This is a genomic window from Streptomyces sp. NPDC055506 (genome assembly GCF_053643595.1).
Map to the genome: position 1 here is coordinate 23,031 of NZ_JBSHKH010000021.1, position 25,424 is coordinate 48,454.

General features: G+C 72.7%; 22 protein-coding genes, 1 pseudogene and 1 riboswitch. Of the genes and pseudogenes, 13 read left to right on the forward strand and 10 right to left on the reverse strand.

Annotation, left to right across the window (positions count from 1 at the left end; translation table 11 throughout):
- Positions 1–30 precede the first annotated feature (30 nt).
- The gene (gene pdxR, locus ACWIF2_RS11035) at positions 31–1,419 is read left to right on the forward strand and encodes a MocR-like pyridoxine biosynthesis transcription factor PdxR (RefSeq protein ID WP_454359848.1); all 1,389 of its coding nucleotides are present in this window, start codon (positions 31–33) and stop codon (positions 1,417–1,419) included.
- Positions 1,420–1,482: 63 nt separating this feature from the next.
- On the forward strand, positions 1,483–1,950 hold the full coding sequence (locus tag ACWIF2_RS11040) for a carboxymuconolactone decarboxylase family protein (protein ID WP_193481623.1): 468 nt from the start codon (positions 1,483–1,485) through the stop codon (positions 1,948–1,950).
- A 65-nt stretch (positions 1,951–2,015) separates the two neighbouring features.
- Here ACWIF2_RS11040 and ACWIF2_RS11045 read toward each other — a convergent pair whose 3' ends face one another.
- The 7 genes and pseudogenes from ACWIF2_RS11045 to ACWIF2_RS11075 all read right to left on the reverse strand — a co-directional run bounded on the left by ACWIF2_RS11045 (position 2,016) and on the right by ACWIF2_RS11075 (position 11,266).
- Positions 2,016–2,813 (reverse strand): aminotransferase class IV, encoded by a 798-nt coding sequence (locus ACWIF2_RS11045; protein ID WP_454359891.1) that lies wholly within the window; start codon positions 2,811–2,813, stop codon positions 2,016–2,018.
- A gap of 13 nt (positions 2,814–2,826) precedes the next feature.
- The gene (locus ACWIF2_RS11050; protein WP_454359849.1) at positions 2,827–4,005 is read right to left on the reverse strand and encodes an FAD-dependent monooxygenase; all 1,179 of its coding nucleotides are present in this window, start codon (positions 4,003–4,005) and stop codon (positions 2,827–2,829) included.
- Positions 4,002–5,591 carry a class I adenylate-forming enzyme family protein gene (locus ACWIF2_RS11055; RefSeq protein WP_454359850.1) on the reverse strand — a complete coding sequence of 530 codons (1,590 nt, stop codon included), beginning with the start codon at positions 5,589–5,591 and terminating at the stop codon, positions 4,002–4,004. The genes ACWIF2_RS11050 and ACWIF2_RS11055 overlap by 4 nt, the downstream gene beginning before the upstream one ends.
- A 23-nt stretch (positions 5,592–5,614) precedes the next feature.
- Complete coding sequence (locus ACWIF2_RS11060) at positions 5,615–7,138, reverse strand: AMP-binding protein (RefSeq protein ID WP_454359892.1); 1,524 nt, start codon at positions 7,136–7,138, stop codon at positions 5,615–5,617.
- 17 nt (positions 7,139–7,155) lie between these two features.
- Entirely contained in the window at positions 7,156–9,663 is a 2,508-nt protein-coding gene (gene pabB, locus ACWIF2_RS11065) for an aminodeoxychorismate synthase component I (RefSeq protein ID WP_454359851.1), read from the reverse strand.
- A 30-nt stretch (positions 9,664–9,693) separates the two neighbouring features.
- On the reverse strand, positions 9,694–10,272 hold the full coding sequence (locus tag ACWIF2_RS11070) for an antibiotic biosynthesis monooxygenase (RefSeq protein ID WP_454359852.1): 579 nt from the start codon (positions 10,270–10,272) through the stop codon (positions 9,694–9,696).
- Between the two features lie 126 nt (positions 10,273–10,398).
- Positions 10,399–11,266: pseudogene (locus ACWIF2_RS11075) on the reverse strand (hypothetical protein).
- Between the two features lie 163 nt (positions 11,267–11,429).
- Here ACWIF2_RS11075 and ACWIF2_RS11080 point away from each other — a divergent pair.
- The 5 genes from ACWIF2_RS11080 (at position 11,430) to ACWIF2_RS11100 (ending at position 16,501) form a co-directional block, all read left to right on the forward strand.
- Positions 11,430–11,792 (forward strand): hypothetical protein, encoded by a 363-nt coding sequence (locus ACWIF2_RS11080; protein ID WP_454359853.1) that lies wholly within the window; start codon positions 11,430–11,432, stop codon positions 11,790–11,792.
- A 14-nt stretch (positions 11,793–11,806) separates the two neighbouring features.
- On the forward strand, positions 11,807–12,988 hold the full coding sequence (locus ACWIF2_RS11085; RefSeq protein WP_454359854.1) for a glutathionylspermidine synthase family protein: 1,182 nt from the start codon (positions 11,807–11,809) through the stop codon (positions 12,986–12,988).
- Between the two features lie 111 nt (positions 12,989–13,099).
- Positions 13,100–13,185, forward strand: a riboswitch (ZMP/ZTP riboswitch).
- A complete protein-coding gene (locus ACWIF2_RS11090) occupies positions 13,185–14,663 on the forward strand; it encodes a glycine hydroxymethyltransferase (protein WP_454359855.1) in 1,479 nt (492 codons plus the stop codon). Its footprint overlaps the riboswitch before it by 1 nt.
- A gap of 104 nt (positions 14,664–14,767) precedes the next feature.
- Positions 14,768–15,781, forward strand: coding sequence for a tryptophan--tRNA ligase (gene trpS / locus ACWIF2_RS11095; RefSeq protein ID WP_454359856.1), 1,014 nt, complete (start codon positions 14,768–14,770; stop codon positions 15,779–15,781).
- A gap of 141 nt (positions 15,782–15,922) precedes the next feature.
- Positions 15,923–16,501, forward strand: coding sequence for a 2'-5' RNA ligase family protein (locus tag ACWIF2_RS11100; protein ID WP_454359857.1), 579 nt, complete (start codon positions 15,923–15,925; stop codon positions 16,499–16,501).
- Positions 16,502–16,525: 24 nt separating this feature from the next.
- Here ACWIF2_RS11100 and ACWIF2_RS11105 read toward each other — a convergent pair whose 3' ends face one another.
- Both ACWIF2_RS11105 and ACWIF2_RS11110 read right to left on the reverse strand, forming a co-directional pair.
- Entirely contained in the window at positions 16,526–17,281 is a 756-nt protein-coding gene (locus ACWIF2_RS11105) for a decaprenylphospho-beta-D-erythro-pentofuranosid-2-ulose 2-reductase (RefSeq protein ID WP_454359858.1), read from the reverse strand.
- 16 nt (positions 17,282–17,297) lie between these two features.
- Positions 17,298–18,680: an FAD-binding protein gene (locus ACWIF2_RS11110; RefSeq protein WP_454359859.1), complete on the reverse strand. Its 1,383-nt coding sequence runs from the start codon at positions 18,678–18,680 to the stop codon at positions 17,298–17,300.
- Positions 18,681–18,813: 133 nt separating this feature from the next.
- On the opposite strand from ACWIF2_RS11110, the gene ACWIF2_RS11115 reads away from it, so the two are divergent.
- Genes ACWIF2_RS11115 through ACWIF2_RS11130 form a run of 4 tightly spaced genes read left to right on the forward strand, consistent with a single transcriptional unit; the run spans position 18,814 to position 21,659 of the window.
- A complete protein-coding gene (locus ACWIF2_RS11115; protein WP_382489584.1) occupies positions 18,814–19,335 on the forward strand; it encodes a phosphatase PAP2 family protein in 522 nt (173 codons plus the stop codon).
- A 10-nt stretch (positions 19,336–19,345) separates the two neighbouring features.
- Positions 19,346–20,290 carry a decaprenyl-phosphate phosphoribosyltransferase gene (locus tag ACWIF2_RS11120; RefSeq protein ID WP_454359893.1) on the forward strand — a complete coding sequence of 315 codons (945 nt, stop codon included), beginning with the start codon at positions 19,346–19,348 and terminating at the stop codon, positions 20,288–20,290.
- Positions 20,287–20,742, forward strand: a complete 456-nt coding sequence (locus ACWIF2_RS11125; protein ID WP_454359860.1) for a GtrA family protein — start codon at positions 20,287–20,289, stop codon at positions 20,740–20,742. Before ACWIF2_RS11120 ends, ACWIF2_RS11125 begins: the two co-directional genes overlap by 4 nt.
- Entirely contained in the window at positions 20,730–21,659 is a 930-nt protein-coding gene (locus ACWIF2_RS11130; protein ID WP_454359861.1) for a YihY/virulence factor BrkB family protein, read from the forward strand. The genes ACWIF2_RS11125 and ACWIF2_RS11130 overlap by 13 nt, the downstream gene beginning before the upstream one ends.
- A 530-nt stretch (positions 21,660–22,189) precedes the next feature.
- On the opposite strand, the gene ACWIF2_RS11135 is transcribed toward ACWIF2_RS11130, so the two are convergent.
- Positions 22,190–23,479, reverse strand: a complete 1,290-nt coding sequence (locus ACWIF2_RS11135; protein ID WP_454359862.1) for a D-alanyl-D-alanine carboxypeptidase family protein — start codon at positions 23,477–23,479, stop codon at positions 22,190–22,192.
- 91 nt (positions 23,480–23,570) lie between these two features.
- Here ACWIF2_RS11135 and ACWIF2_RS11140 point away from each other — a divergent pair, with 91 nt between their 5' ends.
- Both ACWIF2_RS11140 and ACWIF2_RS11145 read left to right on the forward strand, forming a co-directional pair.
- Positions 23,571–23,810: an SCO4848 family membrane protein gene (locus tag ACWIF2_RS11140; protein WP_382489590.1), complete on the forward strand. Its 240-nt coding sequence runs from the start codon at positions 23,571–23,573 to the stop codon at positions 23,808–23,810.
- Positions 23,811–23,833: 23 nt separating this feature from the next.
- Complete coding sequence (locus ACWIF2_RS11145) at positions 23,834–25,342, forward strand: metallophosphoesterase (RefSeq protein WP_454359863.1); 1,509 nt, start codon at positions 23,834–23,836, stop codon at positions 25,340–25,342.
- Positions 25,343–25,424 lie beyond the last annotated feature (82 nt).

The window sequence follows — 25,424 nt, forward strand, 5'->3', positions numbered from 1 at the left end:
GGAAGCAGCCCAGGAGTATGGTCCATTTCCATGGCGGAACCATGGGCCACTCTGGGCATCGACCTGCATGTGGAGCCGACCGGCCCGGGCCTGCGCCGAGGGCTGACCGACGCCCTGCGCGAGGCGGTGCGCTCCGGCCGGCTGGCCCCCGGCACCCGGCTGCCCTCCTCCCGGGCGCTCGCCGCCGACCTGGGCATCGCCCGCAACACGGTCGCCGACGCCTACGCCGACCTGGCCGCCGAGGGCTGGCTCACCGCCCGGCAGGGCTCGGGGACCCGGGTCGCCACCAGGACGGTTGTACCGCCGGCCGGTACGGCGCCCCACCCCCGCGCCCGCACCCGCCCGGCCTACGACCTGCGCCCCGGCAGCCCCGACCTCGCGTCCTTCCCGCGCGCGGAGTGGCTCAAGGCCGCCCGCCGCGCCCTCACCGCCGCCCCGTACGACGCGCTGGACTACGGCGACCCCCGGGGCCACCCGGAGCTGCGGGCCGCGCTCGCGGGCTACCTCTCCCGGGCCCGGGGCGTACGCGCCGACCCCGAACGGATCGTGGTGTGCGCGGGGTTCGCGCACGGCCTGAAGCTGCTCGGCACGGTCCTGCGGGCACGTGGGGCAAGGACCGTCGCGGTCGAGTCGTACGGGCTCGACGCGCACTGGAGGCTCCTCGCCGCGGCCGGCCTGACCACCACCCCGCTGCCCTTCGACCAACTGGGCACGGATCCGGGCGAGTTGTCCGGCGTCGGCGCGATCCTCCTCACCCCCGCCCACCAGTTCCCCATGGGCGTGCCCCTGCACAGCGACCGCCGCGCCGCCGTCGTGGACTGGGCGCACCGCACCGGCGGGCTGGTGCTGGAGGACGACTACGACGGAGAGTTCCGCTACGACCGTCAGCCCGTGGGCGCGCTCCAGGGCCTGGACCCCGACCGGGTGATCTATCTGGGCACCGCCAGCAAGTCCCTCGCCCCCGGGCTGCGGCTGGCCTGGGCGGTGCTGCCGCCGGGCCTCGCCGAGGAGGTCGCGGCGGCGAAGGGCGGCGTCGACACCTGCGGGGTGCTGGACCAGCTGACCCTGGCCGAGTTCCTCGCCTCCGGTGCATACGACCGTCATGTGCGCGCCACTCGCCTGCGCTACCGCCGCCGCCGGGATGCCCTGGTCGCCGCCGTCACGGCCCGCGCTCCCGGGGCCCGGGTCACCGGCATCGCGGCCGGGCTGCACGTCCTGCTGCGGCTGCCGCCCGGCACCGAGCAGTCCGTGGTCCAGGCGGCCCACTGGCGGGGTCTCGCGCTTCACGGACTCGCCCGTTACACCAACCCCGCGGCGCAGGCCCAGCCGGCCGACGCCCTGGTCGTCGGCTACGGGACGCCTCCGGACCACGCCTGGTCCGGAGCGCTGGACGCGCTGTGCGCGGTACTGCCCGGATAATCACGCTCGGACAATCGCGCGAATTCCACTCCGGGAATGCGGTTCCGGGGATATGGTCACCCCATGAGCGAAAGCCCTTCCATATCCCGTGTGGCCCTGAAGAAAATCACCCCGGACGTCTCCGCCGCAATGGGCTCCCTGCACTCCGCCGCCGTTTCCGCGGCGCAGGACGCCAAGGTCGAACCGGAACTGCTCGAACTGGTCAGGATCCGTGCCTCGCAGATCAACGGCTGCGCGTTCTGCCTCGACATGCACACCAAGGACGCCCGCGCCCAGGGCGAGACCGAGCAGCGCCTGTACACCCTGAACGCCTGGCGGGAGACGCCCTTCTTCACCGAGCGGGAGCGCGCCGCACTGGCGCTGACCGAGGCCGTGACCCTGGTCCACGACGGTCGCGTCCCGGACGAGGTGTACGCCGAGGCGGCCGAGGTGTTCGACGAGAACCAGATCGCGGCATTGATCTGGGCGGCCACCGTCATCAACGCCTACAACCGCATCGCGATAGCCACTCGTATGGTGCCGAAGAACTGAAAAAGAACAGCGGAAATCACGCCGGGTCGATTTTTTTCGGCCCGGCGTCCTAATGGTCTGCTAATTCAGCTCGGCAGCGGCTCCATAAGACCGTCGAGCCAGGTCCGCCATTCCCCGGCCCGCTCCACCGGAGGCACCCCCATCGGGCGCCCCGTCCAGCCCGTGACGGGCCGGATCCCGTGCAGCGCGTTCAGCAGCCACACCTCGCGGCCGTCCAGTTCGGCCACGGTCCGCTCGCGGTGCGCGATCCGGATCCCGGACCGCAGCGCCCGCTCCTGGACGAGCCCGGCCGTCACACCCGGCAGGACGGGCAGCCGGGGCGGGGGCAGGCACAGGGTGTCGTCCTCCCACCACAGCACGCTGGCGGTGGCCGACTCCAGCACCGTGCCCGAGGGCGCGATCAGCACCGCCTCGTCGGCACCCTCGCCGGCGGCCCGGCGGCGCACCCGGGCCAGGGCCTCCAGGTCCGGGCCCTTGCGACGGGGCACCGTCCTCGGGTCGGGCTGGCCCGCCGCCCACAGCCGGATCTCCGTGCCGAGTGGCGGCGCGGGCCGCACCAGCAGCCGCAACTCCAGGGAGCCAGCTGCGAGTTCCACCCGCGGGAACCACTCACCGGTGCGCGGCAGCGCGGCCGTGACGTCCTGCCAGAACGCGACGAGCAGGCGCGGCTCCGGCCCGCCGCACTCGACGCAGGACCGTGAGAACCGCTCCCGGTGCCGGGCATAGGCGCGCACCCGGCCCTCGCGCAGCAGCCACGAGTCCGCGACGAGCAGCCGCCCCCCGGCCTCCTGCTCCGGGGCGGGGGCCAGGCCACGGCCGGGCGTCCATGTCCACATGCCTTCGGCCACCGCCGGGCGTGTCACCACCGGCTCCTCCTCAGTACTTGCGGCCCGCGACGGCCGGCGCCCCGTGCCGGGGCCCGTACGGCGCGTGCTCCAGCCATGATCCGCACCACGGCAGCACCGGCGCCAGGGCCGCCGCCGCCCGCTGTCTGACCCGGACGGTACGGCGGTGCGGCCGCAGATGGTCCAGGGCCGTACCGGCGGCGGCGCTGTTGAACAGGCCCGCCGCCCGCCGCACCTCGGCGAAGTGCGCGACCGCCTCGCCGGTGCCGGTGGCGATCGCCTCGGCGGCGGCCGCCGCGTCCGCGATTCCGCTGTTCATGCCGCGTGCCCCGAACGGCGGGAAGAGATGCGCCGCCTCCCCGGCCAGCAGCACACGCCCGTGCGGGTCGGTGAACGAGGCCGCCACCTTGCGCAGGAAGCGGTACGTCGACACCCACAGGATCCGGTCGCCGTAGCCGTCCCCGACGATCGCGGGCAGCCAGCGCCGTACGGCCTCCTCGGTGCCGTACTCCTCCTGGGCGTCGTCGTCCCGGCACTGCAGGTCGACCTGGAAACCGCCGGTGAACGGCACCCGCATCACACTGCGCCCGCCGACCCCGGGATGCTCGTAGTGGAAGACCCGCTCCAGCGGCAGCTCCGCGCCCGGCACGTCGGCGACGTCCACCACGACGTGGAAGCCCTCGCCGTGCGTGCCCTCCAGGGGGATTCCCAGCTCGCGCCGGACCGCGGAGCGGGCGCCGTCGGCGGCCACGGCGTAGGCGCCGGTCCACACCCGTCCGTCCTCGCCCGTCAGCCGCACCTCCGTCTCCGAGACGCTCACGCCCGCCACCCGCGCGCCCCACACGAACTCCACCCCGGCCCCCTGGCAGGCCGCGCGCAGGAACCGTTCGGTGTCCGTCTGGCGCAGGCTGGTGAAGGGCGGCGGACCGGACGGCGGCGGGAACGTGCGGGCGTAGACCTCACGCCCCCGGTAGAGGGTGCGCCGGGTGTGCCAGGTCCGCCCGTACGAGGTGATCTCGGCGGCGAGGCCGGGCAGCATCGCGTCCAGCAGGGCCAGGGTCTCCCGGTGCACGAACAGGGCCCGGCTGCCGGGCCGTTCCCGGTCCTCAGGGTCGGCCTCCAGCAGCACCACCGGCAGTCCGTGCCCGCGCAGGGCCAGGGCCGCCGACAGGCCCACGGGCCCGGCGCCCACGACCACGGCCAGGGTCATGCGCGGGCGCCTTCGGCCCTGGTCCCGGCCAGCATCCGGGCGATCTCCACGCGCTTGACCTTCCACGTCGCGGTCATCGGCAGATCCTCGAAGCGCCACTGCCGCGGCTCGGCCATGGCCGGCAGCCCCGCCGTGGCGTTCCGCCAGCGCTCCGGGTCCAGGGGCCGCTCGCCGCGCACGCACACCACCGGCACCGGCTCGCGGTCCGCGCCCGGCACGATGACGACCTCGCGCAGCTCCTCCAGCCGGGACATCAGCTCGTCCTCGACCTCGAGATTGCTGTGCACGGCGTCGATCTGGTCCACCTCGCGGTCGATCAGGTACAGCGCGCCCAGCCGGCTCCGGTAGCCCATGTCGCCCATCTCCCACCAGCCGTCGGTGAGCTGACGGTCGTAGCGCTCCGGCATGCCCAGGTAGGTGAGGATCCGGCCCCGGGTGCGGGCCTCGATCCGGCCGGGTGTGCCGGGCGCGACCCGCCTGCCCTCGGCGTCGGTGACACGGACCCGGGTGAAGCCGGGTATCCCGATCCCGACCCGGCGCCCGTCCACCCGGGCGGCACCGCGCCGCGTCACCACCTGGAACGCCACCGGGCCCGTCTCGCTCTGCCCGTACAGCTGGATCAGCCAGGGCGTACGGCGCCGGGAGGCGCCCAGCAGCCGCCGTACGGTGCGCGGGTGGATCGCGTCGAACGTGGAGCCGTACGACCGGACCCGGGACAGCGGGGCCCCGGGGGCGTCGGCCAGCTCCTCCCACAGCACGAACGTGTTGGGGTGCGTCTCCACGATGCCGGGCCGGTGCCGGACCAGCAGCGGGCCCACCGCGGCCGGATCAGGGTCGGTGATCAGCACAAGCGGGCTGCCGAAGTGCAGCAGCACGCCGAGCAGATGGTAGAAGCGCGAGTGCACGAAGGACATGTGCAGCGCCGCCGGCTCGCCACGGGTGGGCCAGCCCATCGCCTGCTGCGGCACGAGCCGGTTCCACATGGTCTGCGCGCAGTGCACGGCCAGCTTCGGGACGCCGGTGGTGCCCGAGCTGTGGGTGATCAGGGCGGGTTCGCGGGGGTGGAGCCGGACCGGCGGGGGCGGCTCGGCGCCGGTGTACTTCGCCAGGGGCTCGGCCCCGGGCGCGTCGTCCACGCAGAGCGTCCGCCGCACGAGCCCGGACAGGGCGAGGTCCTTCAGACCGTCCAGGGTGGCGCTGTCGGTGATCAGCCAGGGGCGGCGCAGCCGGGCGAGGAGCTGCCCGGCCACCTGAGGGGCCAGCGCGGGCGACAGCAGCACGGGCACGGCGCCGATCCTGGAGGCGGCGCAGGTCAGCAGCATGATGTCGACGTTGTCGGCCTTGTGCACCACGACCTGCTCGGAGGGCCGCACCCCGGCCTCCCACAGCCGGCCGGACAGTTCCTCCACCACGTCGGCGAGCACGGTGTAGCTCAGGTCGACCCCGAGGGAGGGGTTGACGTCCAGCGGCCGGTCCAGGGTGACGAAGACGGCCCCGTGCCGGTCGGCGGCACGCCGGAAGACCGGTCCCAGATAGAAGCCGCGATCGGCGAGCAGGGGCCGGGACCGGTCCTGGGACTGTCGCATGAGGCCGTTCCTTTCCGAGGTGTTCACCAGGCCCCCCGGCGCACCAGATGGCGGCGGAGCTTCCCGGTCGGGGTGCGAGGCAGCGAGGGGACGAAGCTGACGCTGCGGGGGACCTTGAAGGCGGCGAGGCTCTCCCGCGCCAGGCCGATCAGCTCGTCCGACAGACCGTCACGCGCGGAGGCGACCGGCACCACGAAGGCCCGCAGCCGGCTCGCGCCCCGCCCGTCGGGCACCGCCGCGACCGCAACCTCCCGCACCGCCGGATGGCCGCGCAGTACGGCCTCCACCTCCAGCGGGGAGACGGTGATGCCGCCGACCATCTCCATGTCGTCGGCGCGGCCCAGATGCCGGTAGGAGCCGTCCGGTTCGCGGCACGCCAGGTCGCGGGTGGCCAGCCAGCCGCCGACCAGGGTCCGCGCGGTCTCCTCGGGCCGGTTCAGATAGCCCGGGGTGACCGTCGGCCCGCGCACCCACATCTCGCCCTCCTCGCCGTCCGGCACCGGGCGCCCGTCACGGTCGCGCAGCTCCACCTCGAAGCCGGGCACGGGACGGCCGACGGTGCCCGGGTGGTCGTGGGCGAAGCCGTTGGCGCAGAACGCGTGACCGGCCTCGGTGGAGCCGATCTGCTCCAGCACCGGCGCCCCGAGCAGCGCGGTCAGCTGCCGTGCGAGCCCGTCCGGCAGCCCCTCGCCGGCCGACACCGCGGCCCGCACCGAGGCGAAGCAGCCCTCGTGCCCGTGGCCCCGCTCGGCGACCAGCGCGGCGTACGCGGACGGCACCGAGTAGAGCAGCGTCACCCGGTGCCGGGCGACGAGCTCGTCGATGGTGGCCGGGGAGGGGCGCCGGTCCACCAGCACCGCCGACGAACCGGAGAACAGCGGGAAGACGAGGGCGTTGCCCAAGCCGTAGGCGAAGTACAGCTTCGACACCGACAGGGTGACGTCGTCCGGGGTGATCCGCAGCACCCGCCGGCCGACCATGTCGTGGTACGTCCGTGGATCGCCGTGCGTGTGCACGACGCCCTTGGGGCGGCCCGTGGTGCCGGAGGTGTACTGGACGTACAGCGGGGCGTACGCGTCGACCTGGTGGGCGGGCGCGGGCTCGGCGGCCGGGGTGAGTGCCATCAGCTGGTCCGCTCCCAGGCAGGCCCGGCGGGCGAACCGCTCCTCCAGGCCCGGCCCCGTCACGCACAGCAGCGCTCCGGTGTCCTCGGCCAGGAACACATGGTCGGCCGCGGGGAGTTCGGGGTTGACCAGGACCGCGACGGCGCCGAGACGGGCGGTGGCGAGGAAGGCCGTCACCCAGGCGAGGGAGTCGGGCAGCGCCAGCAGCACACGGTCGCCGGGGCGCACTCCGTACTCGGCGAGCACGGTGGCCGCACGGGCCGCGAGGTCGTGCACCTCCCCGTGGGTCCAGGCCCGGTGGCCCTGGTGAAAGGCGGTCCGGCCGTTCCACCCGCGCCGCTCGGCGAGTTCCGCGAGCTGGGCCGCCATGTTCCCGGGGGCCTCGGCCTCGGCCGGTTTCAGCTCGACCTGAGGACTGGTCATCTCTACCTGAGGACTGGTCATCGCCGGGCCTCCCCGGCCGCCCCGGCTCTGTCACCCGGCGGGGCCTGCTGCCGTATCCGGTCGGCGGTGTGCTGGTGCAGGGCCCGCATCGGGGCCGCGGTCTTCAGCAGCATCTCCTCGTACTCCGCCTCCGGATCGGAGCCGAGCACGATCGCGCCGCCCGCGCCCAGATGCAGCTGGCCGTCGGCGAACACGGCGGTACGGATGACGATGCTGAGATCCGCGCCGCCGCCGCACCCGAAGTAGCCGAGGGCGCCGGAGTACACGCCGCGGGCCTCGGTCTCCAGCGAGTCGATGATCTCCAGGGTGCGCAGCTTCGGCGCGCCGGTCATCGACCCGCCGGGGAAGCAGGCCCGGACGCAGTCCACCGCGTCCGTGCCCGGCCGCAGCCGTCCCACCACGGTCGAGACGAGCTGGTGCACCGTGGCGTACGTCTCCGTGGCCATCAGCTTCGGCACCCGCACCGATCCCGTCCGGCAGACCTGTCCCAGGTCGTTGCGGAGCAGATCGACGATCATCAGATTCTCGGCCCGGGTCTTGTCGTCCGACGCGAGCGCGTCCCGCAGCCGGTCGTCCTCCTCCGGTCCTTCGCCCCGGGGCGCGGTTCCCTTGATGGGCCTTGCCTCGGCGGTACCGTCCCGCCCGATCTTCAGAAACCGCTCGGGCGAGGAGCCGGCCACCTCCAGCTCCCCGAATCTCAGGAACGCCGCGTACGGGGCCGGGTTGTCGCGGCGCAGCGTCCGGTAGAACTCCAGCGCGTCGGGCGGAGCGGGTAAACGGGCGGCGTTCGTGAGGCAGACCTCGTAGCTGGTGCCGGCCCGCAACTGCCGCTGGCACGCCTCGATGTCCGCGAGGTACGTCGCCCGGTCGCGTACCAGCCACGGCTCGGCGGCGCCGGGGTCGGCCGGGGCCGGCGACACGGGCAGCGGCGCCTGCTCCGTCGCCACGCAGCTCAGGTCCGCCAGCGCGCTCTCCAGCCAGTCGGCGGCCTCCCGGGCCGCCTGCGGGGTGTCCTCCGCCAGGCACACGGCGTAGGTGAAGCCCTCCTGGTGGTCCACCGCGACCACCCGGTCGGCGAACAGCCAAGCGGCGTCCGGGTCCGGGGAGCGGTGCCGGTTGGGAGACCCGCAGTCGGCCTTCACCTCGTAGCCGAGGTAGCCGACGTAGCCCCCGGTGAAGTCGAAGGGCAGCCCGGTCGCGTCCACGCGCCGATTCGTCAACTGCCGCTTCAGATAGTCGAAGACACTCGCCGCGACCTTGCGCACCGGCCGCCCGGCCCGCTCGATCTCGCAGCGCCCGGTGGTGACGTCGTACCGCACGAACTCGGCGAGCGGCCCGCTGTCGCCCCCGAGGAACGAGAACCGCGACCGCCCGGGCTCGACCAGTGAGCTGTCCAGCCAGAACGACCGTCGAGACGCGGCGAACATCCGGGTGAAGGCCGCCTCGGTGTCGACGGCACCGGTGACCCGACGGGTGTGCAGCCGGTAACCGACACGGCCGGGACGCCGGGGGCGGGGAATGGCGGCGGCGGGCGGCTTGGCGCTGCCTACCGGGACGGTGTCTGCGGCGGCTTGAGCCCCGTCAGCCGGGTTCACCGCCCCCTTGGACATCGCCGAGACGGGAAAGACGGCAGCAGGCCTAGGAACCCCGCTCCGCGGCGGCGTCGCGGACCCGGGCTGATGGCCGGCCGTGGTCCCGGATGCGGCCGCCGACCGACTGCTCAGCTTGGCTCCGGGGAGATCACCGGCCCCGGCAACAGCCGCAGCACGGGAGTCCGCTCCGACCGTCGCCTGGACCCCCGCCGTAGCCCCCCGAGCCCCCGTCGGCCGGCGGACGCCCGCGTCGCACTCCGGTAGCACTGCCCGGCGGCGGGTCGGGGTCTCGGGGGACGGGACCGCCGTGTTCTTCGTGCGCAGCTTGCCGGCCCGTTCTGCGGTCAGGTTGCGGAAGTTCACGAGCATGCGGTGGCCGTACTCCGTGAGGACGGACTCCGGGTGGAACTGCACACCCCACAGCGGCCGGCTGCGGTGCCGCAGCCCCATCAGGACGCCGTCCTCCGCCCAGGCCGTGGCCTCGAGCGCCGGAGGCAACGGCTCGCGTACGGCCAGCGAGTGATAGCGCACGGCGGTGAAATGCTGCGGCAGGCCCCGGAACAGATCCTGTTCGTCATGCCGGACCGCGGAGAGGTGCCCGTGCCGCGGTTCCGGCGCCGGCCCCACCAGACCCCGCTCCCCGAGGGCGATGCCCTGATGGCCGAGACACACGCCGAGCACGGGAACCGGGGAGGTCGCGAGCAGCCTGGTCCCGATGCCGAAGTCACGCGCGTCACCCGGGTGCCCGGGGCCCGGGGACACCACGAGATTGTCGAACTCCCGGAGATCCGGAATCCCGTCCGCCGGGGCGTCGTTGCGTACCACCACCGGCTCCTCGCCGTTGACCTCGGCGATCAGCTGGAACAGGTTGTACGTGTACGAGTCGTAATTGTCGATGAGCAGGGTCTTCACCCGCCCACCTCCCTCTGTTCGTTCGCGGACCTACGTGGTCCGGCGTTTGTGCCGCCCACGAAGCGCCTGGAGCGACGGGTACAGCCATTTCCTGAAGAAACGCTGGAGGCGCGGCATGAGAATCCAGGTGACAAGGGCGGTCACACACAGACATAACAACAGCGTGCGTATCAGTGCATTGAGGTCACCGAGATAAGGAAGAATCGTCAGATTGAACAGGAGCACCGGTGGGAAAACCGCGCTCATATTCACGAACCACAGTTTCCATTTCTTCGGCGGTGCCGGCGGCGGGGGCGTCAGCGTCTGCGCTTCGAACCAGGCCCTGGCGCCCGGCACTCTCCGGCGCTCCGCCTCCCGCGCGACCCCCTCCAGCCGGGCGTCCCACTGTGTCCGGGAGGACGATCGCTCCCAGGCCAGGGCCGACCCCTCGCTGGCGAAGCGATAGACGACATGCCACTCCGCCCCTCCGTCGACAAGTACCCCACCCCCCAGAAAACCCGGCTGCCGAGCGGTCGCGCCCAGCATGGCCCACCCCCAGGAGTGGAAGTCGGCCGCACGGCCCGGCGTCACGCGATAGGCCACGGTGACCGTGACGGGATTACTGGTCACGCCGTACCGTACGGAAAGCGGTTCCCGCGCGTTCAAGATTCAACAAACAATTTTCCGGCCGCCCGGAAGTTGTCCGGAACGTGAAGCTTTACGGCAGGTACGCCACCCCCGCGGAAAAAGCCCAGCTCACTTCGGCGTCACCGCGCCCTCCCCGGCTTCCCCCGCCGCCCCGGCCCCGGACTCCACCGGCGCCTCCCCGAACCGCGACAGCGCCAGCGCCCCGGCCACCGCCACCGCGAAACCGAGCACCGCCAGCCGGCCCAGCCCCTCCCGCGTACGGTCCCCGAGCCAGATCACGCCGATCAGCGCGGGCGCGACCGTCTCCCCGAGTACCAGACCGGCGGTCGCCGTGGTCACCGACCCGCGCTGCAGGGCCGAGATCAGCAGCAGGAACGCGGCCCCGCCGCCGAGCACCAGCGCGTAAGCCGCCGGATTCGTGAAGAGCTCCCCGGGCGACAGCCCGTCGATGAGCCGGACCGCCACCTCCACCACCCCGAACCCGCAGCCCGCCCCCAGGCCGAGCGCGAGCGCCCGCCCCCGCTCCGGCAGCCGCCCGCCCGCCGCCCCGAGCAGCAGCACCCCGCCCGCCGCCCCGAGCATCGCCCACTTCAGCCACTCCGGCCCGGACTCGTCGCCCTCCGCCCCGGCAGCGAGCCCCAGCAGCGCGAGTCCGGCGCACACCACCCCCACCGCGGCCCACTCCACTCGGCTCAGCCGCACCTCGAGCAGCCGAGCCGCGACCACGGCCGTCACCGCGAGGCTCGCGGCCAGCGCCGCCCCACGGCATAGATCGGCACCGACCGCAGCGCGATGATCTGGAGCAGGAATCCGAGCCCGTCCAGCGCGAGTCCCAGCAGATACCGCCACTGCCGCAGCGCCCGCCACAGCAGCGCCACGTCCCCGCCGGGCCGGTCGCCGCGGCCGCCCGCGCGGCCATCGCCTGAAACACCGTCGCCGTACCGAAACAGACGGCCGCACCAAGGGCGCACACCATTCCAAAGATCACAAAACGACAGTGGGGGAGGGGGTGCGGGCAGGGGGGCATGCACGCCCGCTCTCACCGCTCTCTAGGCTGACCGCTCGGCAGTACACGGCGAGGCACCCGAAGCGGTACCCGGCGCCGTACACGACACGAAGAACACGGGGGAGAGACGAACATGGCCGAAACACGTCGACGGCTGCGCTCCAGCACGGTGGTGCTGGGCGGCATGGGTGTCCTCGCGGCGGCCCTCTCCGCCTGCGGCTCCGACCCGGACCGCCGCTGTGTGGACCGGGACAGCTACGACTACATCAACGGCTACAAGATCGTCGCCGACAAGAACTGCAACTCCGGCTCCTCGTCCGGCTCCTCCTACGGCAAGGGCCGCAAGAAGACCGGAAAGTCCAAGACCACGGACGCCGACTGGTACTACGACGCCGACATCAGCGCCGGCTACGCCGACAACGGCACCTTCAGCCGCAGCGAGGCCGTCGACCGGGGCGGCTTCGGCTGCTCGGGCTCCGGCAGCGGCGGCGGCTGAGCGGGCCCGGGCAGATGGAACGCCGCACCATGGAGCCCCGCCCCGGCTGGCAGCAGACCGTCGAGGAACAGGGCCTGATCTACCCCCTCACCCGCTACCCCGACGACTCCCTGCGCCCCTACTGGGACGAAAGCGCGTACTACGTCTTCACCCTTCCGGAGATCGAGGCACTGGAAGAGGTCGTCGAGGAACTCCACCGCATGTGCTTGGCGGCGGCCGCCCACATCGTCGCCGAGGACCGTTTCGCCGACCTGGGCATCACCGACCCCCGCATCGCCCGGGCGGTCGCCGAGTCCTGGCACCGCCGCGCCGAACTCCCCTCCCTCTACGGCCGTTTCGATCTCCGCTACGACGGGACCGGCCCGGCCAAGCTCCTGGAGTACAACGCCGACACCCCCACCTCACTGGTCGAGGCCGCGTCCCCCCAGTGGTTCTGGATGGAGGAGCGCTTCCCCGGCGCCGACCAGTGGAACTCCCTCCACGAACGCCTCATCGACGCCTGGAAGAAGCAGGCCGCCCTCCTCCCGCCGGGCAGCCCCCTGTACTTCGCGTACTCCTCCGCCGACGAACTCGGCGAGGACATGATGACGGTCGCCTACCTCAAGGAGACGGCCGAGCAGGCGGGCCTGGCGACCGACTGGATCGCCATGGAGGAGATCGGCTGGGACCGCCTCTCCGGCCGCTTCGTCGACAACCGCCTCCGCTTCATCCGCAGCGCCTTCAAGCTCTACCCCTGGGAGTGGCTCACCACCGACCGCTTCGCCGACCATGTCCTGGACACCCTCGACAACGGCGGCGGGACGGGCTCCACGCTGTGGATCGAACCGGCCTGGAAGATGCTCCTCAGCAACAAGGCCCTGCTCGCCATCCTCTGGGAGCTGTATCCGGACCACCCGAACCTCCTGCCGGCCCACCTGGACGGCCCCCGCGACCTGTCCACCACGGGCTGGGTGGCCAAGCCCCTCCTCGGCCGCGAGGGCGCGGGCGTCACGATCCACGACCCGGGCACCGCCCCCACCCTCCGCGACGAACCCTGCGTCTACCAGCAGCTTGCCCCCCTGCCCGACTTCGACGGCAACAGGGTGGTCCTCGGCGCCTGGGTGGTGGAAAACGAGTCGGCGGGCCTGGGCATCAGAGAGTCCTCGGGCTTGATCACAGACGAGTACGCCCGATTCTTGCCCCACGTGATCCTTTAGTGACCGTGCTTTTCAGGGGCGCGGGGAACTGCGCGACCAGCCCCCACGCACCCGCACCCGGCAATGCTCACCCACCCGGCAGACGCTTCCCCGACCCAACCGGTAGGCTGATCGCCGGGCCGTGACTGGCGCGCTGGGATGGACAAACCATCGGGGAGCGGCCCGAACGACAAGAGCCGTGCGCCTGGGCCGTACCGTGAACGCTGAACGCAACGTCCGGAGGTCCCCCATGCCCGAGCAGCTCACCCCCGCTTCCACCGCCTACCGCGCCGCGCTGGACGTCATCCGCGCCGTGGAACCCCGCGTGGCGGACGCCATCGGCCAGGAGGTCGCCGACCAGCGCGAGATGCTCAAGCTGATCGCCTCCGAGAACTACGCCTCCCCGGCCACGCTCCTGACCATGGGCAACTGGTTCAGCGACAAGTACGCCGAGGGCACCATCGGCCGCCGCTTCTACGCCGGCTGCCGCAACGTCGACACCGTCGAGTCCCTGGCCGCCGAGCACGCCAAGGAGCTATTCGGCGCCCGGCACGCCTACGTCCAGCCGCACTCCGGCATCGACGCCAACCTCGTCGCCTTCTGGGCCGTCCTCGGCGCCCGCGTCGAGGTGCCCTTCCTGGAGAAGACCGGCGTACGCCAGATCAACGACCTGACCGAGGCCGACTGGTCCGAGCTGCGCCAGGCCTTCGGCAACCAGCGCATGCTGGGCATGTCCCTGGACGCCGGCGGCCACCTCACCCACGGCTTCCGCCCGAACATCTCCGGCAAGATGTTCGACCAGCGCTCCTACGGCACCGACCCGGCCACCGGCCTGGTCGACTACGAGGCCCTGCGCGCCCAGGCCCGCGAGTTCAAGCCGCTGATCATCGTCGCGGGCTACTCGGCCTACCCCCGCCTGGTGAACTTCCGGATCATGCGCGAGATCGCCGACGAAGTCGGCGCCACGCTCATGGTCGACATGGCGCACTTCGCCGGCCTGGTCGCGGGCAAGGTCCTGACCGGCGACTTCGACCCGGTCCCGCACGCCCAGATCGTGACGACGACCACTCACAAGTCGCTGCGCGGCCCCCGCGGCGGCATGGTCCTGTGCGACGACACCCTGAAGGACCAGGTCGACCGCGGCTGCCCGATGGTCCTCGGCGGTCCGCTCCCGCACGTGATGGCCGCCAAGGCCGTCGCCCTCGCGGAGGCCCGCCAGGAGTCCTTCCGTGACTACGCCCAGCGCATCGTCGACAACTCCCGCGCCCTCGCCGAGGGCCTGATGCGGCGCGGCGCGACGCTGGTGACGGGCGGCACGGACAACCACCTCAACCTGATCGACGTCGCCTCCTCCTACGGCCTCACCGGCCGCCAGGCCGAGGCCGCCCTGCTCGACTCGGGCATCGTCACCAACCGCAACGCGATCCCCGCTGACCCGAACGGCGCCTGGTACACCTCCGGCATCCGCATCGGCACCCCGGCCCTGACCACCCGCGGACTGGGCACGGCGGAGATGGACGAGGTCGCCGGCCTCATCGACCGCGTCCTCACCGGCACGGAAGCGGGCACCACCAAGTCGGGCGCCCCCTCCAAGGCCCAGCACGTCCTCGACGCGAAGATCGCCGACGAGATCTCCCAGCGGGCGACGGACCTGGTCGCGGGCTTCCCCCTGTACCCGGAGATCGACCTCGGCTGACGAACGCCCCATAAGGGGCGCGGGGAACTGCGCGATCAACCACAAACGGTCCGCGGTTCCCCACCCGCCGAAACCACCCACACCCCTCTGAGACAATAAGAAACATGGCCTCTGACCGTCCCCGCGTGCTCTCCGGTATCCAGCCCACCGCCGGCTCGTTCCACCTCGGCAACTACCTCGGTGCCGTCCGCCAGTGGGTAGCCCTCCAGGAGACCCACGACGCGTTCTACATGGTCGTCGACCTGCACGCGATCACCATCCCGCAGGACCCGAAGGACCTGCGCGCGAACACGCGCCTGGCCGCGGCCCAGCTCCTCGCGGCCGGTCTCGACCCGGACCGCTGCACGCTCTTCGTCCAGAGCCACGTCCCCGAGCACGCCCAGCTCGCCTGGATCATGAACTGTCTCACCGGCTTCGGCGAGGCCGGCCGGATGACCCAGTTCAAGGACAAGTCCGCCAAGCAGGGCGCCGAGCGCGCGTCCGTCGGCCTGTTCACGTACCCGATCCTCCAGGTCGCGGACATCCTGCTCTACCAGGCCCACGAGGTCCCGGTCGGCGAGGACCAGCGCCAGCACATCGAGCTCACCCGCGACCTCGCCGAGCGCTTCAACGGCCGTTTCGGCCCGACCTTCACCGTGCCGAAGCCGTACATCCTGAAGGAGACGGCGAAGATCTACGACCTTCAGGACCCGACGATCAAGATGAGCAAGTCGGCGTCCACGCCGAAGGGTCTGATCAACCTCCTCGACGAGCCGAAGGCCACCGCGAAGAAGGTCAAGAGCGCGGTCACGGACACCGACACCGTCATCCGCTTCGACGCGGCCGAGAAGCCCGGCGTCAGCAACCTCCTCGGCATCTACTCGACCCTCACGGGCGAGAGCATCGCCGAGCTGGAGGCGAAGTACGAGGGCAAGGGCTACGGCGCGCTCAAGACGGACCTGGCGGAGGTCATGGTCGATTTCGTGACGCCGTTCCGGGAGCGCACCCAGCAGTACCTGGACGACCCCGAGACGCTCGACTCGATCCTCGCCAAGGGCGCCGAGAAGGCGCGCGCGGTCGCCGCGGAAACCCTTTCCCAGGCGTACGACAGGGTCGGTTTCCTGCCCGCCAAGCACTGAACCCGCCCCCGCGCACAGCCGTACCACCCGACAGCGCTGTACATCACTCCGGTTGCGCCTGCCTGTAACCCGGCCGTGGCCGTACAGTCGATAACCGGGTGGTCGTATCAGCGACCCGCCAACTGAACGACAGGAGACGACGTGGGGACCGTAACGATCGGTGTTTCGATCGCGGTCCCGGAGCCTCACGGCAGCGAGCTCCAGCAGCTGCGCGCGGGCTTCGGCGACGCCTCGGCTCACGGCATCCCCACGCACGTCACCCTGCTGCCGCCGACGGAGATCGACGAGGACGCCCTGCCGGCCGTCGAGGCGCATCTGACCGAGGTCGCCGCGGCCGGCCGGCCGTTCCCCATGCGGCTGTCCGGCACGGGGACGTTCCGGCCCGTGTCGCCGGTCGTGTTCGTCCAGGTCGTCTCGGGAGCGGAGGCCTGCACGGGGCTCCAGCAGCAGGTCCGCGACCCGGCCGGGCCGGTCCCGCGCGAACTGCAGTTCCCGTACCATCCGCACGTCACGGTGGCGCACGGCATCGACGAGGCGGCGATGGACCGCGCCTTCGAGGAGCTCTCCGGCTACGAGGCCGAGTGGCCCTGCACCGGCTTCGCCCTCTACGAGCAGGGCGCCGACGGCGTCTGGCGCAAGCTCCGCGAGTTCCCCTTCGGCGGCGCGGTCGTGCCGTCCCAGGCCGGCCCCGCGGAACGCGGCTCGGTCCCCACGCGCTGAATCGGAGTCAGATCGGCGGCCGCGTCAGATCGGCAGCCGCCGGAACACCCCGCGCGGCAGATGGCGCAGTGCCGCCATCACCACGCGCAGCGCGCCCGGTACCCACACCGTCTCCGAGCGGCGGCGCAGACCCAGCTCCACGGCCGTCGCGACCGCCTCGGGCGTGGTCGCCAGCGGTGCCTCGGGCAGGCCGGCGGTCATCCGCGTACGGACGAAGCCGGGGCGTACGACCATGACGTGCACGCCCGTGCCGTGCAGCGCGTCGCCCAGGCCCTGCGCGAAGGCGTCCAGGCCGGCCTTGCTGGAGCCGTAGATGAAGTTCGCGCGACGGGCCCGCTCGCCCGCCACGGAGGACATGACGACCAGGGAGCCGTGCCCCTGGGACTGGAGCGCGCGGGCGCACACCAGGCTCGCCGAGACCGCGCCGGTGTAGTTGGTCTGCGCGACCCGCACGGCCGCCTCCGGCTCCCGCTCGTCACGGGCCTGGTCGCCGAGCAGGCCGAAGGCGAGCAGCACCATGTCGATGTCGCCCTCGGCGAACACCTTGCCGAGCACGCCCTCGTGGGAGCCGGGGTCGAGCGCGTCGAAGGCGATGGTGTGCACATCGGCCCCGAGCCCGCGCAGCCGCCCGGCGGCCTCCTCCAGGGCGGCCGAGGGGCGGCCCGCCAGCCAGACCGTGCGGGTGCGGCGGGCGATCAGCCGGCGGGCGGTCGCCAGGGCGATCTCCGACGTACCGCCGAGGACGAGCAGGGACTGGGGGAGACCGAAGGCGTCCTTCATGGGAGCTCCTAGGTGCCTAGAGGTGGAGGCGGCGGGCCAGGTCGGACACGAACACCCCGTGCGGGTCCAGTTCGGCGCGCAGTGCGCGGAAGTCGTCGAGGCGCGGGTACATGGCCGCGAGCAGGTCCGGGCGCAGCCGGGCGTCCTTGGCGAGGTAGACGCGCCCGTCCGCGGCGGCGACCTCCTCGTCGAGTTCGTCGAGGAACGCGCCGAGGCCGGGCAGCCCCGCCGGGATGTCCAGCGCCAGCGTCCAGCCCGGCACGGGGAACGACAGCCAGCCCGGGTCGCACTCCCCGAAGCGCTTGAGGACGGCCAGGAAGGACGGGCAGCGGCGCTCAGCGATACGGCGGACGACCCCGCGCAGCGCGTCCTCCCGGCCGTGCCCGACGACGAACTGGTACTGGACGAAGCCGCCGCGGCCGTAGACGCGGTTCCAGTGGGGCACGCCGTCCAGGGGGTGGAAGAAGGCCGAGATCCGCTGGAGCCGGCCGACTCGTGCGCGCGGGGACTTGCGGTACCAGAGCTCGTTGAAGAGGCCCACGGTGGTCCGGCTGAGCAGGCCCTCGGGGACGACGGCCGGGGCGGCCGGGAGGCGGGCGGTGCGGAAGGCCAGCGGGTCCGTGCGCAGCCGGGCGGGCAGCGCGTCCAGGGGCGCGTGGTCGCCGCGGGTGAGGACCGCCCGGCCGGTGGCGGCGCCGCGGGCCAGCAGGTCGATCCAGGCGACCGAGTAGCGGTAGCGGTGGTCGGTGGCCGTCAGCCGGGCCATCAGGTCGTCGAGGTCCGCCGCCCGTTCGGTGTCGACCGACATCAGCGAGGTCTCGACCGGCTGGAGGCGGATCGTCGCGGTGAGGATCACGCCGGTCAGTCCCATGCCGCCCGCGGTGGCGTCGAACAGGGGCGTGCCGGGGATCACCGTGCGGATCTCGCCGTCGGCGGTGAGCAGTTCGAAGGACAGCACATGCCGCGCGAACGAGCCCGAGACATGGTGGTTCTTGCCGTGGATGTCGGCGCCGATCGCCCCGCCGACGGTGACGTAGCGCGTGCCGGGGGTGACCGGCACGAACCAGCCGAGCGGCAGCAGCACCTGCATCAGCCGGTGCAGGGAGACGCCCGCGTCGCACAGCACGGTCCCGCCGGCGGCGTCGATCGCGTGAACGCGGTCCAGGCCCGTCATGTCGAGCACGGCCCCGCCCGCGTTCTGCGCCGCGTCCCCGTACGCCCGTCCCAGGCCCCGGGGGATCCCGCCCCGGGCCCCGCACTCCCGGACGGCCGCCGCGGCCTCCTCGTACGTCCTCGGGCGGATCAGCCGGCCCGCCGTGGGAGCGGTGCGGCCCCAGCCGGTGACGGTGGTGTGGTCCAGGCCCATGACGTCCGGAGCGGAATCGGTGTCGGCAGACATGACCGTGACCGTATCGCCCTCTTATGAGCGATTAGTTAGTGAACATGGCATCCCTCCCCGAAATGGGTGATTAATGGGATGTCGCTCAATATTGCCGGAGTTCGGGCCGCGGGGGCGTGAACAGTGAGTCCACATGGACGACCTCGACGACCTGCACGACATGGACCACCGGATCGTTTCGGCGCTCAGGGCGTGCGGCACCGACCCGCGTGTGGCGGGCGCCGCGCGGGCCCTGTCCTGGGCGGGGGAGCACGCGGCGCTGTGGCTGGCGGCGGGGCTCGCCGGAGCCGCCGTGGACGGCGGGCGGCGCGGGGCCTGGCTGCGCGGCACGGCACTGACCGCCGGGGCGCATCTCGTCAGCATGGGCGTGAAACGAGTCGTGCGCCGACCGCGCCCCGCGCATGTCGAGCCCCTCGTGCGCACCGCCGGCCGGCACTCCTTCCCCAGCTCGCACGCCGCCTCCGCCGCGGCCGCCGCCGTCGCCTTCGGCGCCCTGGGAGCGCGCGCGGTACCGCCCCTCGCCGCCGCCGTGTGCGTCTCACGGCTGGTGGCCGGGGTCCACTACCCCTCGGACGTCGCGGCCGGCGCCGCCCTCGGCGCGCTCACGGCCCGGCTCGGCGCCCGCTGGGTGAAGGGGGGCGCCCGCCATGACTGAGGCGCCCGCCATGGCCGAGACGGCCGTCCTGCGGCAGCGCGCCGGCGAGCAGCGGCCCGCGCCGCCCCGCAAGGGCGGTCTCCTGGCCGGTCTCCTCAGGACCGCTCGCCCCCGGCAGTGGATCAAGAACGTCCTCGTGGTCGCCGCCCCCGCGGCCGCGGGCGAGCTCTTCTCCCGGCACGCCCTGGTACAACTCGCCCTCGTCTTCGTCCTCTTCACCGCCTGCGCCGCCGCCGTCTACCTCGTCAACGACGCCCGCGACGCCGAAGCCGACCGTGCCCACCCCACCAAGCGGCACCGGCCGGTCGCCGCCGGGCAGGTTCCCGTACCCGTCGCCTACGCCGTCGGCGGCGTCCTCGCCGTCCTCGCGCCCGCCGCCGCTGCCCGGCTGTGCCCCCCGGCCGTCGCCGCCCTGCTGGTCGCCTACCTCGGCATGCAACTGGCCTACTGCGTCAGCCTCAAGCACGTCCTCGTCGTCGACCTCGCCGTCGTCACGACCGGCTTCCTGATGCGGGCGATGATCGGCGGACTCGCCCTCGGCATCCCGCTGTCGCGCTGGTTCCTGATCACCACCGGCTTCGGGGCGCTGTTCATGGTGTCGGCCAAGCGCTACTCCGAAGCCGTGCAGATGGCCGGAAAGGCGGGCGCCACGCGCGCGTTGCTCACCGAGTACACCAGCGACTACCTCCGCTTCGTCTGGCAGCTCGCGGCCGGGGCCGCCGTCCTCGGCTACTGCCTGTGGGCCATGGAGGAGGGCGGTGTCCCGCACACCAGCGTGCTGCCGTGGCGGCAGCTGTCCATGGTCGCCTTCGTCCTCGCCGTCCTCAGATACGCCGTCTTCGCCGACCGCGGTACGGCCGGCGAACCCGAGGACGTCGTCCTGCGCGACCGTGCGCTCGCCCTCATCGGCCTGGTGTGGATGGCGATGTACGGCCTGGCGGTGGCCAATTGGTGACCACGCGCGCGTGGCGGGCCCGACCGGCTCGCCCGTGCCGTCGTGAACTGGCCGGCTTCGCCGCCGTCGGTCTCCTCGCCTACGCCGTCGACCTGGCCCTGTTCAGCTGGCTGCGAGGCCCCGCCGGACTCGACCCGCTCACCGCCAAGGCCCTGTCCTTCGTGGCCGCCTGCTCGGTGGCCTACGCGGGCAACGCCCTCGGCCCCTACCGGACCACGCGGGGCCGGGGCTGGCGGCCGTACGCCGTCTTCTGTGCGGTGAACCTCGCCGGTGCCGCCGTCCAGTTGCTCTGCCTCGCCGTCAGCCACTACGGCCTCGGGCTCACCTCCCAGCGCGCGGACACCGTCTCGGGCGCGGTCGTCGGTATGGCCCTGGCCACGATTCTGCGGTTCTGGGGTACCCGTACATGGGTGTTCCGGGCGGAGGGCAGAAGCGGATCATGGACTGGCTGAAAAAGCTTCCGGTCGTCGGGCCGTGGGCGACCCGGCTGATGATCACGCACGCGTGGCGGTCGTACGAGCGGCTGGACCGCGTGGCGTGGACGCGGCTGGCCGCCGCGATGACCTTCACCAGCTTCGTCGCGCTGTTCCCGCTGCTGACCGTGGCCGCCGCGATCGCCGCCGCCACGCTCGGCGAGGGCCAGCAGGAGAAGCTGCAGGACAAGATCGCCGAGCAGGTTCCCGGCATCTCCGACCAGCTGGACATCTCAGGGCTGGTGGACAACGCCGGCGCCATCGGTCTCATCGCGGGCGCGCTGCTGCTCTTCACCGGCATCAGCTGGGCGGGCTCCATGCGCGAGTGTCTGCGCGCGGTGTGGGAGCTGCCCGAGGAGGAGGAGAACCCGGTCCTGCGCTACGCCAAGGACGCGGGTGTCCTAATCGGCCTCGGCGGCGCGATCCTCGTCACCCTCGCCGCCTCCGCCGTCGCCTCCGCGATGGTCGGCTGGATCATCCGGCAGCTGGGCATCGACGAGGGCGGCTGGGGCGGGGTCCTGCTGCGGATCGCCGCGTTCCTGGTCGCCGTCCTCGCCGACTTCCTGCTCCTGCTCTACGTCCTGACGCTGCTGCCCGGCGTCGAGCCGACGCGCCACCGCCTGTTCGTGGCCGCGCTGACCGGAGCGGTCGGCTTCGAACTCCTGAAGCTCCTGCTCAGCGGCTACCTCCAGGGCGTGGCCGCGAAGAGCATGTACGGCGCGTTCGGCGTCCCCGTCGCACTGTTGCTCTGGATCAACTTCACCTCGAAGCTGGTCCTGTTCTGCGCCGCCTGGACGGCAACACAGAGCAAACAGGACGAACTCCCGACCACCGCCCCCGACCGCCCGGACGGCCCCGACGGGGCAGCGGACCCGGCGGTGGCAGGGGGCGGTTGACCGGGCGGGCACCGACAGCGCTGCGGTGGCGCCGACTCCTGGGGTGAGCCGTCGCCGGGCCGGGCCGGGCTCGGTCGGGCGGCGCACCGGGTCGGGTGGTGGCCGGCGGCGGTTGTCGTGCGGTGATGCCCGGGCGGGGCCTCGGCTTCCGGGGGCGAGCTGTCGTAGCCCGGGCTTCCGGTAGTGGCGGGCGGCGGTTGGCCGGGGAGGTGCTGTCCGGCCAGTTGTCGTGCGGTGATGCCCGAGCGGGCTGCCGGCTCCTGGGCGTCGGCCGTCGTCGCTCGAGTGGGCCTGGCGGTGTGCCAGGTCGGGTGGTGGCGGGCGGTGGTTGGTCTGGAGGTGCCGCCCGCGGCGGGGGCCGGTGGCGTTGCGGTGATGCCCGAGCGGGTGGTGGCTGCTGGGCGTGAGCCGTCGTCGCCCGAGCAGCCCCCGCGGTGTGCCGGGTCGGGTGGTGGCGGGCGGCGGTTGGGCTGGGAGGTGCCGCCCGAACGGCCCCGGTGATGCCCGGGTGGGGTGGTGGCTGCTGGGCGTCAGTCGTCGTCGCCCGAGCGGGCCCGGCGCAGGGGCCAGCGGCGGTTGATCAGGAAGGCGCCGGCCGCGAGCAGGACCAGGACCCCGCCGGTGATGCCGAGTGCCGTTCCGATGCCGCTGGAGCCGTCCGCGGCCGAGGCGCTGGCCACCGGCTTCGAACCGGTCCCGGCGTCGCCGGAGCCGCCGGCCTCGCCGGAGGGGTTCGCGCCGGGCCGGTCACCGCCCCCCGCGGCGCTCTTCGGCGGCACCAGCTCACCCACCGGCTGCACCTTCCCGGCCGCCTTGAACCCCCAGTCGAACAGCCGCGCGGTCTCCTTGTAGACCTCGTTGTGCTCGTCCTTCTCCGGGTTCATCACCGTGACCAACAGCACCTTGCCGTTCCGCTCGGCGACGCCGGTGAACGTGGCACCCGCGTTGGTGGTGTTGCCGTTCTTCACGCCCGCGATGCCCTCGTAGACAGGCACGTCCGCATCGCCGCTCAGCAGCCGGTTGGTGTTGCGGATCTCGAAGGACTTGCGGACGGACTTCCCCTTCTTGTCCTTCTTCGTCTCGCCGGGGAACTTCGCTGAGACCGTCGAGCTGTACTCCCGGAAGTCCTTCTTCTGAAGCCCCGAACGGGCGATCAGCGTCAGGTCGTAGGCCGACGACACCTGCCCCTCGGCGTCGTAGCCGTCCGGGCTGACGACGTGCGTGTCGAGGGCCTGGAGCTCCTCGGCGTGCTCGTTCATCTCCTTGACGGTGTTCTCGACGCCCTTGTTCATCGCGGACAGCACATGCACCGCGTCGTTGCCGGACTGCAGGAAGACGCCGAGCCACAGGTCGTGGACGGAGTACGTCTCCTCCTCCTTTATCCCGACCATGCTGGACCCCGCCCCGATGCCCGCCAGGTCGGAGGGCACGACCTTGTGCTTGGCCGTGCTCGGGAACTTCGGCAGCAGCGTGTCCGCGAACAGCATCTTCAGCGTGCTAGCCGGGGCCAGCCGCCAGTGCGCGTTGTGCGCGGCGAGCACATCACCGGTCTCGGCGTCGGAGACGATCCAGGAGCGGGCGCTCAGGTCCTTCGGCAGCACCGGCACACCGCTCGCCAGGTTCACCTGCGTCCCCGGCCGCCCGAGCCGGGCGCCGCCCAGGGACGACATCGAGGCCGGGGGAGTGGCCGAGGGGCTGCCCGACGGGCTGTCCGAGGGCTTCGGGGCCGCGACGGCGGCGGGCGCGGCCAGGGCGAGGGACGACAGGACGGCGGCGGTGACCAGCAGGGATCGCCTGGCGGTCTTCTTCGGTGCGGGCACGGTCGGAAACGTACATGCCGTACGCAGGGAAGTCCCGCCTCCCGCCCCACCCCGGGAACGGAACAGGACACGCTCTGGCGATACTGGACTCATGAAGCTCAGCCGCCCCGTCTCCTGGTTCCTGCTCGCCTTCGGGGTGTGGAGCTGGGTCATCTGGATCACTTTCGTCAAAAACCTTGTCAAGGACAGCAGTGGGCTCGCCTTCGACGACGGTCGTCCCACGGCGTACTTCTGGGTGCACCTGCTGCTCGCCGTCGTTTCCTTCGTATTGGGGACGGCCGTCGGGGCCATCGGGTTGCGTGGTCTGCGCGCACTGCGCCGGACGTCATAACGGCAATCGGGAGACACGACACCGTGGCCATCGTCTTCGTACTCGTCGCAACTCTGGTCCTGGCCGTCATCGTGACGGCCAACTGGTACGTGTGGCGCCGCCTGTTCCGTGACACGACCCGCGGACCGGGCCTCACCCGCCGCGCGGGCGCGGTCCTGATCGCCGGCGGCTGGACCCTGGCGATCACGGCCCTGGTCGCCGAACGCTCCGGAGCCCCCTTCTGGCTCCAGCAGACCCTCGCCTGGCCGGGCTTCCTGTGGCTGGCCCTGTCGATATACCTGCTGCTGGCGGTGGTGGCGGGCGAGGTCGTACGCCCCCTGCTGCGGCGGTTCCTGGAACGCCGGGACAGAGCGAGAGCCGAAGCCGGGACGGGGCCGACGGCGTCGCCCGCGGACCGGCCGCACACCCCTGACGCACCAGGCGGAGCGACGGGCTCCGCGCCGGCGGCCGCCGCCCAGGCCGGCCCCCACGGCGGAGCGCCCGATGCCGCGCCGACGGCCGGTCCGCAGGCCGGCGTCGGCGCCGCAGCGCCCGGTATGGCCGCCGCTGCCGCCGCACAGGCCGGTCTCCGCGGCGGAGCGACCGCCTCCGCCACCGAGCCCCACCCCCTGACGGACCCCGCCCCCGACGCCCCGGAGGCCACCCCGCAGCCGCTCACCCCCACCGGCACCACCGACACCACACCCGCAGCCCCCACCCCCACCGGCCCCTCCCGCCGCCTCTTCGTCTCCCGGGTCGTCGCCGGGGCCGCCGCGGCCGCCGCCGTCGGGACCGTCGGGTACGGGACGTACGGCGTGCTGCGGGGGCCGAAGGTGAAGCGGGTCACCGTGCCGCTGGCCAAGCTGCCGCGCGCGGCGCACGGGTTCCGGATCGCGGTGGTCAGCGACGTCCACCTCGGCCCGGTCCTGGGCCGAGGCTTCGCCCAGACGGTCGTCGACACGATCAACGCGACCCAGCCCGACCTGATCGCGGTCGTCGGCGACCTGGTCGACGGCAGCGTCAAGGACCTCGGCCCCGCCGCGGCCCCGCTGGCCCAGCTGAGGGCCCGTCACGGGTCCTACTTCGTCACCGGCAACCACGAATACTTCTCGGGCGCCGAACAGTGGGTCGAGGAGGTCCGGCGCCTGGGCCTCACCCCCCTGGAGAACGCCCGCCGGGAACTCCCGTACTTCGACCTGGCCGGAGTCAACGACGTGGCGGGCGAGGAGGAGGGCCAGGGCCCCGACTTCGCCCGGGCGCTCGGGGACCGGGACACCGCACGCGCGTGCGTGCTGCTCGCCCACCAGCCCGTCCAGATCCACGACGCCGTCGAGCACGGCGTCGACCTCCAGCTCTCCGGCCACACCCACGGCGGCCAGCTCTGGCCCGGCAACCTCATCGCCTCCGCCGCCAACCCGACCCTCGCGGGCCTGGAGCGCTACGGCGACACCCAGCTCTACGTCTCGCGCGGCGCCGGCGCCTGGGGCCCGCCCACCCGGGTCGGCGCACCGTCGGACATCACACTGATCGAGCTGGCGTCGAAGCAGGCCTGATCCGGACCGATCGGCCCATCGGTAAGTTCTTTCCCAAGTCGTCAAATCTCCCTTCCCCGGCCTCAAAAGCCTGTGATTGTGT

What these genes read in the sequence shown, in the direction of transcription:
- ACWIF2_RS11130 (WP_454359861.1), top strand. Translation starts at nt 20,730, where the DNA reads ATGGACTGGCTGAAAAAGCTTCCGGTCGTCGGGCCGTGGGCGACCCGG.
- ACWIF2_RS11060 (WP_454359892.1), bottom strand. Translation starts at nt 7,138, where the DNA reads ATGACCAGTCCTCAGGTCGAGCTGAAACCGGCCGAGGCCGAGGCCCCC.
- ACWIF2_RS11120 (WP_454359893.1), top strand. Translation starts at nt 19,346, where the DNA reads ATGGCCGAGACGGCCGTCCTGCGGCAGCGCGCCGGCGAGCAGCGGCCC.
- trpS (WP_454359856.1), top strand. Translation starts at nt 14,768, where the DNA reads ATGGCCTCTGACCGTCCCCGCGTGCTCTCCGGTATCCAGCCCACCGCC.
- ACWIF2_RS11105 (WP_454359858.1), bottom strand. Translation starts at nt 17,281, where the DNA reads ATGAAGGACGCCTTCGGTCTCCCCCAGTCCCTGCTCGTCCTCGGCGGT.
- ACWIF2_RS11055 (WP_454359850.1), bottom strand. Translation starts at nt 5,591, where the DNA reads ATGCGACAGTCCCAGGACCGGTCCCGGCCCCTGCTCGCCGATCGCGGC.
- ACWIF2_RS11050 (WP_454359849.1), bottom strand. Translation starts at nt 4,005, where the DNA reads ATGACCCTGGCCGTGGTCGTGGGCGCCGGGCCCGTGGGCCTGTCGGCG.
- ACWIF2_RS11110 (WP_454359859.1), bottom strand. Translation starts at nt 18,680, where the DNA reads ATGTCTGCCGACACCGATTCCGCTCCGGACGTCATGGGCCTGGACCAC.
- ACWIF2_RS11140 (WP_382489590.1), top strand. Translation starts at nt 23,571, where the DNA reads ATGAAGCTCAGCCGCCCCGTCTCCTGGTTCCTGCTCGCCTTCGGGGTG.
- ACWIF2_RS11080 (WP_454359853.1), top strand. Translation starts at nt 11,430, where the DNA reads ATGGCCGAAACACGTCGACGGCTGCGCTCCAGCACGGTGGTGCTGGGC.
- ACWIF2_RS11115 (WP_382489584.1), top strand. Translation starts at nt 18,814, where the DNA reads ATGGACGACCTCGACGACCTGCACGACATGGACCACCGGATCGTTTCG.
- ACWIF2_RS11085 (WP_454359854.1), top strand. Translation starts at nt 11,807, where the DNA reads ATGGAACGCCGCACCATGGAGCCCCGCCCCGGCTGGCAGCAGACCGTC.
- ACWIF2_RS11040 (WP_193481623.1), top strand. Translation starts at nt 1,483, where the DNA reads ATGAGCGAAAGCCCTTCCATATCCCGTGTGGCCCTGAAGAAAATCACC.
- pdxR (WP_454359848.1), top strand. Translation starts at nt 31, where the DNA reads ATGGCGGAACCATGGGCCACTCTGGGCATCGACCTGCATGTGGAGCCG.